The sequence below is a fragment of the Enterococcus sp. AMC1157 genome, assembly GCF_058216555.1.
Window position 1 is genome coordinate 1,936,288 of record NZ_CM177099.1, and the last position, 17,473, is coordinate 1,953,760.

At 35.8% G+C, this 17,473-nt stretch carries 8 protein-coding genes; 2 read left to right on the forward strand and 6 right to left on the reverse strand.

From position 1 onward, the window contains the following. Window positions 1-204: 204 nt before the first annotated feature. The 3 genes from AC4BBX_RS09195 to AC4BBX_RS09205 form a co-directional block, all read right to left on the reverse strand. Complete coding sequence (locus AC4BBX_RS09195) at window positions 205-1,653, reverse strand: helix-turn-helix domain-containing protein (RefSeq protein WP_490455796.1); 1,449 nt, start codon at window positions 1,651-1,653, stop codon at window positions 205-207. Window positions 1,654-1,873: 220 nt separating this feature from the next. Next, on the reverse strand, window positions 1,874-2,527 hold the full coding sequence (locus tag AC4BBX_RS09200; RefSeq protein ID WP_490453561.1) for a hypothetical protein: 654 nt from the start codon (window positions 2,525-2,527) through the stop codon (window positions 1,874-1,876). 27 nt (window positions 2,528-2,554) lie between these two features. Beyond that, window positions 2,555-3,313 (reverse strand): helix-turn-helix domain-containing protein, encoded by a 759-nt coding sequence (locus AC4BBX_RS09205; protein WP_490453562.1) that lies wholly within the window; start codon window positions 3,311-3,313, stop codon window positions 2,555-2,557. Between the two features lie 529 nt (window positions 3,314-3,842). Here AC4BBX_RS09205 and AC4BBX_RS09210 point away from each other — a divergent pair. After that, on the forward strand, window positions 3,843-10,811 hold the full coding sequence (locus tag AC4BBX_RS09210; RefSeq protein WP_490453563.1) for a Cna B-type domain-containing protein: 6,969 nt from the start codon (window positions 3,843-3,845) through the stop codon (window positions 10,809-10,811). Window positions 10,812-10,995: 184 nt separating this feature from the next. Here AC4BBX_RS09210 and treR read toward each other — a convergent pair whose 3' ends face one another. The 3 genes from treR to AC4BBX_RS09225 are packed head-to-tail and all read right to left on the reverse strand — an operon-like array spanning window position 10,996 to window position 15,052. Further along, a complete protein-coding gene (treR, locus tag AC4BBX_RS09215) occupies window positions 10,996-11,712 on the reverse strand; it encodes a trehalose operon repressor (RefSeq protein ID WP_490455797.1) in 717 nt (238 codons plus the stop codon). Between the two features lie 53 nt (window positions 11,713-11,765). Then, on the reverse strand, window positions 11,766-12,416 hold the full coding sequence (gene pgmB / locus AC4BBX_RS09220; protein WP_490453564.1) for a beta-phosphoglucomutase: 651 nt from the start codon (window positions 12,414-12,416) through the stop codon (window positions 11,766-11,768). Window positions 12,417-12,430: 14 nt separating this feature from the next. Beyond that, a complete protein-coding gene (locus AC4BBX_RS09225; RefSeq protein ID WP_490455798.1) occupies window positions 12,431-15,052 on the reverse strand; it encodes a glycoside hydrolase family 65 protein in 2,622 nt (873 codons plus the stop codon). 297 nt (window positions 15,053-15,349) lie between these two features. Here AC4BBX_RS09225 and treP point away from each other — a divergent pair, with 297 nt between their 5' ends. Next, complete coding sequence (gene treP / locus AC4BBX_RS09230) at window positions 15,350-17,377, forward strand: PTS system trehalose-specific EIIBC component (RefSeq protein ID WP_490453565.1); 2,028 nt, start codon at window positions 15,350-15,352, stop codon at window positions 17,375-17,377. The last annotated feature ends 96 nt before the right edge of the window (window positions 17,378-17,473 follow it).

Below are 17,473 nucleotides of genomic sequence, written 5' to 3' on the forward strand. Positions count from 1 at the left end.
AAGCCCTTATGAAATTTGTTTAAAGAACAATGATTTCATCAGGATTTTTATTTTTGTATAAAGGGAAAATAGGCTACTGAGTATCATTAGATTCATATTTTGAATAGTGCTGGGTAATACTACGGGCATAGTTATTGTTTAGAGATACTGCCAAGTTTTTTGTGGATGTATCTCTGTACGAAATTGACCACAGATGCTAGCGATTTACTCGGTATAGGACATTCGTTTTAGTAAATTTTTTTTAATAGCCGTATCAATATTTAAAAAATCTCGAAAAGCCAATTGAAGACGAGTCATGACAAAGTTTTGGTCTTCAGAAAGTGATTCTTCTCTAAAATTAATGTTACCCACAATCACATCAGCCTCTTCTAAAGTAGAGACTATGGTTATTTTGTACTTGTTTGAAAAATAAACCTGAATGGTATCTTGAATTCGATGTAAAGATAGGGCCGTCAAATCAGTAAATACATAAAGCTTCACTTCTGGCTGTGAGTTTCTTAAAGGAAAAAAGTATTCACACAAAAGAAAGCTTTGCGTTTTTAAATTGGAAATTTTGAATGAAGCGGGCTTATCAGAAAGAGACTGCCAAAAGTTGTTAAATCGATGCATATAGAATGGCTGCGTTTGTTCAATTAAACGAAAATCGACTGCAGGAAATGTTTTCATCAGAATTTCGTCAACCGTAAACATATAATCTGAAAAGTACTGTTTTAATAAATTTTGGGACAAAAAAGCTCTTTGCTTCATATCAAAAGGCGCAAAATGTTGCTCAAAACAATTAATCCATTCAGTAATTAATTCTTCAAAGTCGTCAGAGTAAAAAGCTGACGTATCAATTGGAATATTATAGTTAGCTATATTTGAATTGTAAGTCATAAGTAAGAGTGCCTGCCATTCTTCTTCCCCCCACAAAAGAAACGGTGGCTTAGTTGGAAATTTAAGATCTTTTTTATAAGGCAAATTTTCTTTTTCAAATATAAATGCATGACCTTGTTGAATGGCTGTTTCAAAAATAAAAAGAAATAACGAAAAACTTTCTAGTTGTGTGGAACGAAAAGATAGTTCCAAATGGTCAGCGATTTTACTAGAAAGGTCAAGATAATAGTCTTTATTTTTAATCCAAGGAACATTTGAAATCTGTCGATGTTTCACATAAAGAAAAATAAAGGCAAAAGAACGAAGCGTGGATTCTTTACCATGGATACTAAATTTTTGTCGTGAGAAAGACAAATGAATACTATTTTTGTTAACCTCTTCATTGATTTTTATAATCTTTCTTTGCAAAGTAGAGGCAGAAACGAAATTTTCCTGACAAAAATCCTCTGTTGAAACGACCCGCTCAAACAAAACTGATTTATAAATCTCGAAAGCTAAGTCTTTAGAGCCAATGAAATCCATTAAATTTTGGGCATTTCGACCAGCGTGAGTTTTTAAGCGAATACCGTTTCGAGTGCTAGTAATCAACTCAAATTCGTTTTCCGAAAATGATTCCTGAATATATTCTTGCAATTCGGCACATAATTTTTTTACTTGACCAAGATTAGAGTAGCCAAGCAACTCAAGAAGATAACTAGTAGAAATAAACGTTTCTTGCTCACTTAAAATTCGAATGATATCACGAATCATCCATAAAGACTTATCAAAACCAAACATCAACGAATAACCTCTTTTCTTTGGTAATTATGCAAAATAACCCTCATATAAATAATCAGTTTATCTATTTATATACATGATAGCTTCTTAAAAAGCAACTTTTGAGTCTAATTTGCTAACATGCGCAGCTAAAGTATGTCACATGCATTTTTTCGTAGTGACAAAGTGATCTTCATGGTTTGGTTCTTATCTAAATCAATAGTCAAAAGTGGGTTGTAAATCAAAGAATATTTTTATTGACTAAAACTCCATGAATAACTTTTTCAATATGAGTCAAGTCTTTTTTAGTTAATTGCAAGCTTGTCATGACAAACTGCTGATGCTCTAAAAGTTCTTTTCCCCTAAGGTCGATAGGCCCAATCACGATATCCGCTTGCTCTTTCGATTCAACCAATACAAGCTTGTATTTATTCGAAAAATATAATAATAGATTATTTTTCATACGCTGCAGAGACAAAAAAGTTAAATCAGAATACACATAAATGCGGATTTCAGGTAAGCATAGAGAGACAGGGAAAAAATACTCGCACAACAAAAAGCTCTTCATTTTGAAATAATTATCGGCCCATTGAGGTTGTTTTTTCGAAAATAAGGCCCAAAACTCATTGAAACGGTAGCTAAAAACAGGATAGTTACGGTTAAATTGATCCAAGTTATACGATAAGAAAAGAGACAGCAAAGCATTGTCAATCACCAAAAACTGATAGAATAACAATATTTTTACAAGACTATTATGTAGAAATTTTTGCTGTGCAAACGTAGGCTTAATGAATACTTTTTCAAATGATTGAAGCCAGTCTTGCATGACTAGATGTAGTTCTGTTCCCGGGTATTCTGAATTATCAGTAGAAATATTGAAGGAAATCAAATCCATACAGAACGCCAAAATTAGGAAAAATTGTCATTCTTCAGTAGACCAATCCGCTAGAAACTTAGGTTTTTCAGGAAAATCAAATAGTCTACTATAAGCAAATTCTAGTTGAAGAGACAAACTATTTGCAGACTGCTTTCTTTCTTCAAAGACTGTCACTAACAGTTGAAATACTCTAAATTGTGGTTCTCTAAAAGAAAGCGTCAAATAATGAATAATATCTTTGCACCGAGTCATTAAGTTAGGTGGGTCTGCTAGCGATTCAAAAGCTGGAAATTGTCGATCAGAGGCTAAATGTAGAAAAAAAATAAAGGTTCGAATGGTTGTCTCCTTCCCGGAAATATGAAAATTGTGCTGTGAAAAGCAAATATGTAGACCGTAAGTTGTAATCGTTTCGTTCATTCTTTTAATTTTTCGCTGTAATGTAGATAGACTGACGAAATTTTTTTGACAAAATTCATCAGTCGAAATTACTTGTTTAGCAAAAAGTTCTTGATAAACAGCTAAGGCTAAATCTTTTGAAAAAATAAAATACAATAGCTTGGATATATTTTGGTTAGAGTAAATGACCAATTGAATGCCGTGGCGTTTATTAACAATTAATTGCAACTCTTGATTGGGATAACATTCTTGAATATAAAATTTTAGCTGATTACATAGTTTAAGTATGTGGCTACTGGAGTATCCTAGCTGCTGGGCGAGTTGCTGACTAGGAATGAAATTAGGATGTTCATTTAAGAGTAAAAGGATGTCTTTAATTGTCCATAGCGTTTTATCAAATCCAAACAAGTCGGTCACCTCCTGAAGCATAATAAATTAATTATTCACAAAACTAAGGATAAATAGAAATACTCAATAAAAGCTTATTAGCTAGCATGAAAATGAGTATTGAAAAAATCGGGATTTTATGTGAGTGAAATCACTTTTTTTTTTTAGGATTTTTCACTAATTCCATTAGATTTTTGTTCATTTTTCGGAATAATATTAATAACTTTGTGATAATTGAATTTAAAATTTATTCAGTATTTCTTAACATGTTAAAACCATCACTTTTATTTCTGCTATATACTCACTTTTTCGCTTGCTATTAGCACAGAAGCGACCACTTAGTCGCCTGATAAAGCAGTTAATATGAGCATAAGATAGTTATTACTACACATCCAATTGATTTGAAATGACGTTATGATAATTGCCTTTTTTGAAGTAAATCAGTTTAGTCTTTAAAAAAGTATTTTATTGAGCTGAGTTTCACTCATTTTTGTATAACTGACTATCTTTGAAATCATTTATATAAAATAGGAAAAGTGAGGGAGCGCAGATGAAAAAGAGTAAATTTCAGTTGATGCAAAAAATATCAACTATGTTGGCTATCGGGCTACTGATTTTACAAGTGACTTTGCCAGCAGTAACCGTATTAGCTGAAGGAATCGATCAAACGACTGAGACTACTTCAGACATGCAACAAGCATTACAACAAAGTTCAGAGTCAGTACCTTTAGTGGATAGCTCTGTGACAAATGAAACATCGACTTCTCAAACAGCAGAAGTCACAGCCGAAAGTTCATCAGAGGCTAAGGAAAACGGGGATACCGTTGATGTAGTAACTGAGGAAGAAGATGGCGAGGAGTCAGATGACCCTGACCCTGTGAGTGAAGGGGAGACAACAGCAGAATCAGAGGAAACTGAAGCTACTTCTGAAGATGTAACTGAAAAAGCAAAAATAACTCCTAATGCGACGAAAAAGGGAGCGATTGGCCCACAAGCAGTAGCATTATCAGGGAACTATGTGACTGAGTTTTCAATGATTTTGAAAACGGCTGATGGAGATATTTCTCTTACTGATGGTAGCACGGTGGAAATAGACCCAACTAAAATTACTGGACTTCAGTATATCTATGATATGGAGTTCCCAGATGATTTAGAAATTCTTGAAGAAACAACTTATTCATTTAATTTGCCTGAAGTGACAAACATTATACCTACACCTGGACCGATTAGTATTCATGAATCTCCAGATGTTTATTATGAGATTGATACGGATGGTAAGGTAACCATTAGTTTTACAGATGGTTGGGAGACTGGCGATCATCGTGAGTTGAAATTAGATTTGACTCAAGCATTAAATGTAGAAATTTTTAATGAAGATAAAGTGCAAGAGATTGAAGTTCCCTATTCGGAGGATAAAAATTTCCACGCCATTCTTATTGGTAAGAAGGATGGTGTTGAAGGGCAAGATTACAAACAAGGCTTCTCTTATACATTAAATGGAGATACAAAGACAGAAACAACCTATCGTCCAACACATGCAGACTGGAAAGTTCGAGTTAATGATCAAATGGGTGTCTATTCAAATGCAAGTGTAGTAGATGAGTTAAGTTCTGGTCATACATTAGTCGTTGATTCTGTAAAAGTGTATCGTGTCAAACGTGACTTGGATGGTAATCCTATCGGGGACAGAACCTTAGTTTCAGTTGATGAGTATACTATTGATCCTTCTTCAGACGGTTTCAAAATAGATTTCAAAGATGATATAAAAGACACTTATGAAATTGAATATACAACAACGATTGAGCAAGAATTGGTAGAAAATGAAACTACGATTAATAACACTGCTACGATTACGCTAGGGGATGACAGTAGCAAAGTTGATTATCCAATTGAGTTAGAGTGGGGCAATGATTTTGATCCAATTACTAAAAAAGGTCAAATAAATGCGAACGATAAAACACTAATTGATTGGTATATTGAATATAATTTCTCTGGTAAAAAATTAGGAGATGTTGTATTAACAGATACGATAGATTTTGGCACGATTATTTCAGATAGTATCCAAATTTATGAAGTTGATGTTGATCAAAATGGACAGCCACAAAATTGGCGCCTAGTTCCAGTTACCCCTGTAATTTCTAATGAGGGGAAAACTGCGACGATTACTATTCCAGATTCGGATGGAAAATCATATGTAATGAAATTACAATCGGATGTTCCACCAAATAAAGTAGGCGAAGTTTTAAATAAAGTGGACGACAACAATCCTAATACACCAGAAGCTGAGGATACAGTAGAATACAATACGGTTCCAACTGCTAAAAAGTCGGGTACTGTTAAGTATGGTTCAGATGGTCGTCCATATATAGAATGGACAATCAAATTCAATAGTGAAAAAATTGCTTTTGATGGATTTTCTTTCCAAGATAACTTTGATAAAACTTTGTTAATATTAGATGAAGATTCATATAACTTGACACCTAATACTCCTGATTTTACTGTCAATCCAAATGATAATGGGTTTAAATTCACATTGAATGGTACTTCACAAAAAGAAGAATATACATTTACCTATAAAACGTATTACACTGCAGAAGGATTGAAAAAACCTAATGTTACTAATGGTGTTAGTTTAGATTGGTCTGGCGTTGGAATTGGTTCTGGCGATATTGGACATCCAGTTGCAGGTATCGAAAAAGTTGCCAATTGGGTAGTTGGCGAAGATGAGAATGGGAAAGCTCGCCAAGAAATTGAATGGACGATTACCTTTAATAGTAATAAGTTGGTTTTGGAAAATGCGAAACTTATTGATATTTTGACACCTGCTGAACTTGAAATTGTTGATGGAACATTCAGTATGAAAGTTAATGGAGCCGATGTAAACTCTAATTTCTATACCTATACTCCAACAACTGATCCAAAAGGTTTCGAAATTCAATTTACACAAAACACACTTCCACAAGTGTATACGATTAAATATCGGACAACAATTCCTGCTGAAAATACTGGTGCGGAGAACAAAGTTAATCTGATTTGGCAAGGAAATTCCGAAAAAGATAATGCAAAAGTTGATAAACAAATCAACAAACCAGGAGTTTCAAAAACTGGGGAAGTTGAATATTATCAAGTAGAAGGTATTACTTACAAGAAAATTAATTGGACAGTGAAGTTTAACACGAATAAACGAATCATTAAAAACTTAGTTCTTACGGATACCTATACACCAAGTGATGTAGAACTAACAGATTTTAAAATTGTTAAGGGAACTTCTGATGAAGCGTTAGTCGAAGGTGAAGATGGTATCTACACACTGGAACAAGATACTGGAATATTTACGGTTAAATTTAAAGATCAAACAGAAGCAGAAGAATATACTTTAACTTACAGTTCAAGCTGGAATGCAGATCAAGACACTGCCAATGCCGTGAATAATGTAAGTGTGAAGTATACTGGTGGGGAAGACAAGGATGATGAAACAATCGTTAAACCTACCCTAACACTTCAAAAAGCAGCAACAAATGTTTCTAAAAAAGAAAACGGCGATGTCGTGATTAGCTGGGAAATCAAAATCAATACGGATAAACCATACAAGGCGTTGAAAGATGCAGTGTTGGAAGATACGATTGAAAATGATCAACGTTATGTAGATGGCTCATTGACGTTAGATACTGCAGCCTATGATGAAGACTCAACTTGGTCAGGATCGTATGACGATAATACGCGTAAATTTACAATAAACTTACCAGACGGTGCAGCAACACATACTGTCACTTACCAAACAACTATTTATAGCTACCCATCAAATGATGGAACGATTCAAGATAAGTATAACAATATAGCTAAATTAACAAATTATTCTAAAGCAGACGAACCAGAAACAATCTCTAAAGATGCTTCTGCTAGATACTTTAAGGAAGGTGAAAACAATAAACCAACAAAATCAGGTATTCAAAATGAAGACACTGACTTAATTGAATGGACAGCAATGATTAATCCACATGCTTTACCAATTAAGGGTGGTTACATTCTTGATGAACTTGATGTGAATCAAGACTACTTTGGGGCACCAGAAGTTTACGCTGTTATTGATGGTAAAGAAGTACTAGTTCCAACGAGCGGTTATACGTTTAGAACTGGAACAGGAGAAGATGGTACAGCTAATTTTAGAATTGACTTTAATGGACCAACTACTGTGACCCCAAATGAAAAAGAACATGGAATCCATTATACGTATGTGATTAAGTATAGTACTTCGCTGAAACCAGATGTTATTGGAATAAAAGAAGTAGCAAATACTATTAAAGTTGTCGCTTATGATAAGGATAAAATCATTGAAGAGGGCGGAACATCTACAACGGGTGAAAAATGGTACTTTGGTGGTAGTGGTTCAAGCATCAACATTACGTTTAAAGGCAAAAAAGTTATTACTGATTTACCAAGTGCAACCTTAGCAAATGTACCTTTTACATGGGAAAGAATTACTGGAAAAGAAGGCAGTGAAAAAATTGCGGCCTCTGGAGAGGTAGTAACCAATGATCAAGGTCGAGTATCAGCTGAAGGAGTTCGTGCTGGAAGATATAGAATAACGGAAACATGGACTGACGATAACTTCCTTGACATCGCCCCTATTTATCTGATTATTGGGTATGATGAGAATAAAAACAGTACGTTAGAGCTTGCTAACTCCGATTGGTCTACACCTGGTACTCATCCAAACGTGACAGTTGATGAGAGTGGTGAATTGGTGATTACGAATACACCAGCAGAAAATAGAATCAATATCCCTGTACAAAAAGTTTGGGACGATGTAGAGAATGTGGAAGGTTTCCGTCCAGAATCGATAACAGCAGTTTTAGTTATTGATGGAGAAGAATCTGACCAAACACTTGAACTTAATGAAGACAATAATTGGTATGGCGTATTCATCGGGTTAGACAAAGATCATGAATACGAGGTAAAAGAAGTAACAGTTACGATGTATGAATCTGTTATTACCGGTGATCCAATTAAAGGATTTACCATTACAAATAGCCGTACACCTGAAAAAGTTACTGTTGAAGGTACGAAAACTTGGGATGATGATAAGGATAGAGACAGAATCCGCCCAGAATCAATTACAGTTAACTTACTAGCAGAGGGAGAAGTTTTTGACACAATTGAAGTTACTGAAGGCGATGACTGGAAATATGAATTTACTGATTTACCGAAATATGTTGAAGGTAAAGAAGTATTATACTCTATTGAAGAAGTAGCCGTTGATAAGTATGAAACGAGCATTGATGGATACAACATCATCAACTCTTATGAACCTGTAAAAGTGAGCGTTAGCGGTAAGAAAACATGGGATGATGCAAATAACCAAGATAATAAACGCCCGGGATATATTACAGTTCATTTATTAGCGGACGGAGATAAGGTTGGTAGTCAAACAGTGAGAGCTGAAGACAATTGGAAGTATGAATTTACCAACTTACCAAAATTTGCAGAAGGAACAGAGATTGTTTTTACCGTCGAAGAAGATGCAATAGAGGGTTATGAAGCAACTTACGACGGAATGAACATCACCAACACCCACAAACCTGAACAAATCACTTTATCAGGTGAAAAAAAATGGGATGATAATGACAATCAAGATGGTGTGCGTCCAGATTCCATTTATGTATATCTGAAAGCTGATGGGGCGGTTGTCGCTGAACAAGAAGTAACGCCAGGTGATGATGGAAAATGGACTTACTCTTTTGAAGGTCAACCAAAATTCAAAGCTGGAAAAGCGATTATCTATACAGTTCAAGAAAAACAAATGGATGGTTACACACCAACTTACAGTGCAAATGGCTTAAGTATTAAAAATAGTCATAAACCAGCAGAAACGTATGTTGAAGTAACAAAAACATGGAGTGATAGTCAGAACCAAGATGGTATTCGTCCAGAGTCAGTGAAGGTTCAACTTTTTGCAGATGGTGAAGCGACAGATGAATTCCTAGTATTAGATGCTAGTAACAACTGGCGGGGTATCTTTGACGGACTTGATAAATTCAAGAGCGGTAAGGAAATTGAATATACCGTGAAAGAAGTGAGTGTGGAAGATTCTAAATATAAAGCAGTAATCACAGGCTCACAAGCAAGCGGCTATCTCATTGACAACCAATATACACCTGAGACTACTACTATTTCTGGTATAAAACATTGGCACGATGACAATGATCGTGATGGCAAGCGTCCAGAATCAATCACAGTTTATCTGTTAGTTGATAACAAACGTGTGAGAGATGAAGAAGGCAAGTATATTAAGCAAGAAGTAAAAGCAAATGAAGATGGTGAATGGGTATTTAGTTTTGATAACTTGCCAAAACGCGAAAACGGAAAAATCATTGATTACTCTGTTGAAGAAGTAAAAGTAGCTGACTATCAACAAGGATATGAATTTGATGGCACAGTTGTTGATATTTACAATAGCTATACACCAGGGTTAACAAGTGTAAGCGTAAGAAAAGTTTGGGAAGATAGCGATAATCAAGACGGTATCCGACCAGATACAATTACAGTTCAATTACTTGCTGACGGTGAAGTTATTCAAGAACAAGAATTAAATGAAGAAAATGACTGGAAATTTATCTTTGCCGATTTAGATGAATATAAACAGGGCGAAGTGGGTCAATTAGTCAACTATACGATTGAAGAAGTTGATGTAGAAGGATATGAATCAATTGTTACACCAGTTGATTCTGACGGAGAAAATAGCTATGCTTATCAAGTAACAAATAGTTATATGCCAGAAGTGATTGCCCTTGAAGGTACGAAGACTTGGGATGATGCAGATAATCAAGATGGTAAACGTCCAGAATCAATTACAGTTAACTTGTACGCTGATGATAACGAAGAACCAGTTAGAACGGCTACCGTGAGTGAAGCAACTAATTGGACGTACGCATTTGAATCCCTTCCAAAATTTAGAGATCAAGGTGTAGAAATTAACTACTTCGCTCGTGAAGTAAATGATGAAAATGTGGTAGCATATACTCCTGAATATACGGAAAGTGGTATCATCAACCACTACAAACCAGGAAAAACTTATGTCGATGTCGTAAAAGTTTGGAACGATATGAATGACAAAGATGGTCTACGTCCAGATGAAATCACGGTTCAATTACTGGCAAATGGAAAAGTGGTAGATGAACAAAAAGTCACTGTTAAAATGGCTTGGCGCTATATCTTTACTGATCTAGATGAGTATCAAGATGGTGAATTAATTGAGTACACTGTGAAAGAAGTCAATGTAGCAAAAGGCTACGAGTCTTCAATTAGTGGTACTGCGAAAGATGGATTCACTATCACGAATACCCATAAATCAACAAAACCTGAAAAAGAGAAGAAACCTACGAAGAAACCTAACAAAGGTCATAAACATGGTAAACTTCCTCAAACAGGTGAAAACAATGGCATTATGTTAATGGTAATTGGTTTAGTACTGATTATACTAACTGCTTCTGGTTATGTAGTTTATAGACGTAAATCATAAGCCGGAATAAGGATAGAGAAGAGTAGGTGTCCTTCGCTCTTCTCTATTTCTTTACATATGATTATACGTAATGTTAGAGCCAAAATAATAGAAAAAATGATAGAAAGAGAGTTACATTTCTCTTCCTATCATTTATTTGTGTCGAATAATATAATTTCTTTTGGCGGCGACAACACAATTCTCTTTAAATTTTACGTCTTCTTGCGAAATCGACAAAGCGGAATTTGTCTAATCGGTGAATGGATTCGGTATATTCAAAACAACGAGTATCTTCCAGATAAACCAAGCTTCGAACGGTAACCACATGCTGATCTTCTGGATGCAAGTCCATCAAATCACGTAATTCCTTATTCACAGGATCAACGACAATTTCTTTTTGTGCATAAGCGATTTCTAAGCCTAAATCATTTTCGAAATAATCATAAATAGATTTTTGGGCCTTGTTTTGAGGTAATTCAGTAATAATATCAGCAATTAAATAATCTTTGTCTAAAATCACGACTTCTCCATCAATTCTGCGTTGACGAACTAAACGCCAAGCTTCGCCAGCTACTGGCCAACCGGTGATGTCATGTAATTTAGGTGAGACAGCAATTTTGCGAATTTCCACAACATTGGTTTCACTAGGAATTTGCTGGGCATTTTGCAGTTCTTGAAAACTGGTTAAACCAGAAATCGGGAAGTCAAAACGATTTAAATCTAAGACAATCGAACCTTTGCCCTGCTTTTTTTGAATATAGCCAGCATCTCTTAACAGATTTAAGGCTTTTCGAACAGTTTCCCTAGAAACATTATACATTTTTATTAGTTGGTTTTCACTAGGTAACAATGTATTTGGCGGGTATTCTTTTGCTAATATCTTCTGTTCAAGATCCAAAAAGATTTCTTTGAATTTATTCATCATTCAGCCTCCTCCCATTCATTATAGCGACAGGAAGTGGGGAAAGCAAATACCTATTTTTGTAGAAGCTCGTCGATTGAAATATCTGTCAAGTGGTTCACGATTAAATCAGCTCCATGAAGTTCTTCGCCAGAGTAAACGCCAACAGCAAACATGCCGGCAGCTTTGATACCATCTAGTCCTGCTTGCGCATCTTCAAAACCAATTGCTTCAGCAGGAGTAATGTTGATTGCTTCGGCTGCACGGACGAAAATTTCTGGATCTGGTTTGCCTTTTGTTAAAGTAGCTGGGTCAACAATCGCATCAAATGCTTCATTTACTTCTAATTTTTCAAGAATAAAAGGTGCATTTTTTGAAGCTGAAGCAATTGCACAAGGAATACCTTTAGCAGCTGCAGCATCTAAAAATTCTTTGACACCAGGTAACAAATCAGCTGGCGTTAAGTCTTGTAACAATTCAACATAATGGGTATTTTTCTTCGTCGCTAACGCTTCTTTTTCTTCCGTAGTAAACGCATCGGATTTGTTTCCGTGCGCTAAAATACGTTCTAATGAATCCATACGACTAATCCCTTTTAATTGTTCATTAAATTTTAAGTCAATATCAACACCAATTTCACTTGCTAAATCTTTCCAAGCTAAGTAGTGAAACTTAGCTGTATCCGTAATTACGCCATCTAAATCAAATACAAATCCTTTTTTCATGAATAAGCTCCTCGTTAATAAGAAATTTTTTGTGTTTCGTTTGCTACTAATGTGATAGTTTTACCCTGCACATCAATTGTTGTATCTTGATTGACTGTTACAACGACTTCTTCTTTAGTGACTTCCACTGAGAAATCAATCCCACGAATAGTCATTTGGAAACGAATGCCATCCCAAGCAGCGGGCATATTTGGTTCGAAGGTCACACGTTCTTTACGAATATCCAAACCAGCAAAAGTAGTTAATGGAATATAAAGAGTGGCTGCCATTACACCTGCATGGATACCTTCTGCCGTCGTTCCACCTTGAATATCACGGTAATCAGAATACAAGGCTTCTTGGTATAATTCCCAAGCTAAGTCTTGATCATTTACCATTGCAGCTAATTGTGCATGAACGACACGAGATAAAGTAGAGCCGTGGGAAGTACGCGCTAGATAATAATGTAAATTACGTTCCACGTAATCTTCTGGCAATTCATAGTTTAAGTCTTCCAAAATCAAGCGGACTTGTTCTTTAGAGAAATTGTAGAAAATCATTAGACTATCAGCTTGTTTAGCTACTTTATAAGTATCAGCTGATTTGCCTTCTGCATTTAAAATACGGTCCATACGGTAAATGTTGCCATATTTTTCTTTGTAGTGATCCCAGTCCAAATCTTTTAAGTCAAAATAGCCTTCAAATTGAGAAATGATACCTTCGTCGTTAATCTCTAATTCCAATTTGTGTTTGATATCAGCCATGCGAGCAAGTGTGTCAGTTGAAACAGCTGTTTTTTCTTGAACTGCTTGGAAAGTTTCAGCTGGTAACTGCTTGCTTAAGCGTTCGATTTCTTCAAATAACCAAACGACCATCATGTTTGTGTAAGCATTATTTTTTAAACCGCCTTTTTCAGAGCCAGGATAATTTTCATGGAATTCATCTGGACCCATCACACGATCAATATAGTAGCGTTGATTGCCTTCATCAAAGCTAGCTGCACTTTCCCAGAAATGAGCGATTTCTAACATCATTTCTAAACCAAAGTTCTCCATGAAATCAACGTCTTGGGTATTGTGCCAATATTGCCATACATTATAAGCAATCGCTAAGGAAACGTGACGTTGCAAACGGCTATGATCTTCTTTCCATTCGCCACTGATTGGATTTAAATGTAGTTCTTGTGATTGTTCTGTTCCGTCCAAACCAGATTGCCATGGGAACATTGCTCCTTGATAGCCGGCTTTTTTAGCATCGGTTTTAGCCGTTGCAAGACGGCGGTAACGGTACATTAATAGTTCACGAGCCGTTTCAGGGAAATGCAAGGTATAGAATGGTAAAATGAACAATTCATCCCAGAAAATATGACCACGATAAGCTTCCCCGTGTAAACCACGAGCTGTCACACTGGCATCTAAATCTTTGTTACCATTTGGTGAAGCAGAAGCTAAGATGTGGAAAGTATGCAGATTTAACATTTTTTGTGACATTAAATCGCCGTCAATTTCAATTCCAGCTGTTGCCCATAATTTTTCCCATTCGCTAACAGAAGCTTGATAGCTAGCGTCAAAAGTAGGATAATCACCAGAAAAATCAAGTGCTGGTACTACTTCATCCTCACGATATTGCTGAACAAAGACTGTTTTTTCAAAGGTATAAGCTTGTCCTTCTTTTGCGTCAAAGCTTACTTGTTGAACAATCGCTTTTTCTGTTTTTTCAGTTGTTAGATTTTCTAAAAGTCCAGCTTCATTTTGTAATTTTGCTTGTTGTGTCACAGTAATTTTAGAAGACTCAGTAACAGCTGTTAAAGAAGTGAAGGTATCTTCTGCTTGCAAATCAGTAACTGCCAAGTGATGGCGAGATAAACTACGGTAACGAGCAACGTTATAGTTGTACACATCGCCATCTGCTTCAGAAACAAAAGTGATTTCTCCTGAGAAATTCAAAGGAGTGACTGTGTAAGAAAGGTTAAATTGATGAACATTTGCCATACTAGCAATTTTTTTTGTTTGGATGGCTAATTCTTTGCCGTTAGTTAATTTAACAGTCACCCATGCTTCGAATAAACCTGTTTTTAAATCTAAGCGACGTTTCATTGAAAGAAGTTCATTATTGGCGATGTCTACCCGTTCACCATCAATGATGACATACATTTTTTGTAAGTTAGGTGCATTTACAAAGTCTTCATTATAAATTGTACGATCGGCAACTTGAGAAGCAGCGCTATTGTACAAACTCGCCAAATAAAGGGCAGGATAGTTTTCTTCTGCAATTTCCATTTCAGGTGTAGTTCCACGTAAGCCCATAAAACCATTTCCTACTGTTAATAATGATTCAACAGAGTATTCGTCTTTACCAGGTGTATATCCGTGATAAACCACTTCCCAAGGGATTTTAGCTACTTTTTCTGAGGAATAATCTCCTACAACAAAAGGAACATTTGCTTTTTCTGTTAAATATTGGGCAACGTCAGTTGTTTGTCCTTCAAGTGTCAATACAAATTCTTCGTTGACAGTTCCACCATCTACGTTGTTTGCGTTAATCAATTCTACTAATGAAGAAAGACGATCTAAGTATTCTCCCTCCAAATTAGTTTGTGATCCATTCGGCCAATGAGCAGTCCATGTTTGGCCAAGCTGTAAATTTACGATGTTCATCATGTATTGTCCCCTTTCTATCTTGTCTATACATGTATCTAAATTATAAAGGATAATGAAAGCTTTTACAATTATTTTCTATATTTTTTATTTTAATAAAAAAATGTAAGGGTTTTATCCGAATTGAACAACAGAAAAATAACGGATATAATCGTTGGTATATCAATAATTATCTCGTTTTTTGTCAGTAAGATGAAAAAATCAGAACTAAAACGCTTGCAATATTTTTTTTTACACGGTATTATAGGACTGTCGGTAGACATGTATATACAATTTATATATTTAGGAGGAGTTATTATGGGCAAGTATCAAGCAGATGCTGAAAAATTGCTAGAGTTAGTCGGAGGCAAGTCAAATATTGCTGCGGTTACTCATTGTGCAACTCGCATGCGTTTTGTGTTAAACGATCCATCAAAAGCTGATGAAAAAGCGATTGAGGATATCACTAGCGTGAAAGGAATGTTTACCAATGCGGGGCAATTTCAAGTAATCATTGGAAACGATGTATCTTCTTTCTACAATGACTTTACAGCGGTTTCAGGCATCGAGGGAGTTTCAAAAGAGCAAGGAAAAGCACTTGCGAAGAAAAACCAAAATCCATTGCAACGTGCAATTGCGGTTTTAGCTGAAATCTTCACACCATTATTACCAGCAATTATCGTCGGGGGTTTAATTTTAGGTTTCCGTAACTTATTAGAAGGTGTTCAGATTGAGGCTTTAGGACAAAAAATCGTGGATGGTGTAGCGTTGCTTAATCCAGATGGATCAGCAATCTACAATACTATTGTAGATACCTCTCAATTTTGGTCAGGAGTTAATCATTTCTTATGGTTACCAGGTGAAGCAATTTTCCACTTCTTACCGGTTGGAATCACTTGGAGTGTTACACGTAAAATGGGAACTACACAAATCCTAGGTATTGTATTGGGTATTACGTTAGTTTCTCCTCAGTTGTTAAATGCTTATGCAGTAAATAGTACAGCAGCAGCGGATGTTCCTTTCTGGGACTTTGGTTTTGCGCAAATTAATATGATTGGTTACCAAGCGCAGGTTATTCCAGCGATGTTAGCAGCCTTCACATTAGTTTATTTGGAGAAATTCTTTAGAACAAGAATTCCAGAAGCAATTTCTATGATTTTTGTTCCATTATTCTCTCTAGTTCCGGCTATTTTTGTCGCACATACAATCTTAGGTCCACTTGGATGGAGAATTGGTACAGGAATTTCTTATATTGTGAATTTAGGATTAGAATCACCAATTTCATGGTTATTTAGTGCAATTTTTGGTGCGGTTTATTCACCATTAGTTATTACAGGTTTACATCATACAACTTTAGCGATTGACGCTCAATTGATTGCTGACTTTGGTACAACTAACTTATGGCCAATGATTGCTTTATCAAACATTGCTCAAGGTTCTGCAGTATTAGCAGTAATTTTCTTACACCGTGGAAATAAAAAAGAAGAACAAGTATCTATTCCAGCGACTATTTCTTGTTACTTAGGAGTAACGGAACCAGCGATGTTCGGGATTAACTTAAAATATGTGTATCCATTCGTTGCAGCAATGATTGGTTCAGGTATTGCAAGTATGTTTAGTAACATCATGGGTGTTCGTGCGAATGCGATCGGTGTTGGTGGACTTCCAGGTATCTTAGCTATTAACGGAAATGAAGGTGGCGGATGGTTAGCCTTTACAATTGCAATGGTTATCGCTATCGTAGTGCCATTTATTTTAACAATCTTCTTCCGTCGTCAAGGAATTTTCAATAAAATTGATCTTCCAGGACAAGAAGTAGCGACTCCAGAAGGCATGGTTGTTGATGCTTCAGCAACAGAAGCAACTGCATCAACTAGTTCAGAAGTGGTTACAGAAAAATTATACGCAACAGCAAATGGAACAGTTATCGGGATTGCCGAAGTTTCAGATCAAGTATTCTCTCAAAAAATGATGGGTGATGGTTATGCGGTTCGCCCAACAGATAAACACGTTTACTCTCCAGTTGAAGGAACAGTGACAAGCATTTTTGATACAAAACACGCGATTGGCATTTTAACTCCTGCTGGTTTGGAAGTATTGGTTCATATGGGTCTTGATACCGTTGAATTAAAAGGTGCGCCATTTACAATTAAAGTAAAAGTTGGCGACAAAGTAACACCAACTACAGAATTAGCTGAAATGGATTTAGATGCAGTAAAAGCTGCTGGGAAAGAAACAGATATCATTACTGTTTTAACCAATGCAGATAAAGTACAAAGCTTAGATCTTAAAGGTTTGGGTGAAAATTCTGCAAGTAGAGAAATCGGTTCAGTAGAAGTAAAATAAGCGAAACTAAACGCTCAATCCTCTTGTGGGATTGAGCGTTTTTTCTACAACAAAAAGTATTGATTATGATGTTCGATAAGCTAAATACAACGCTAA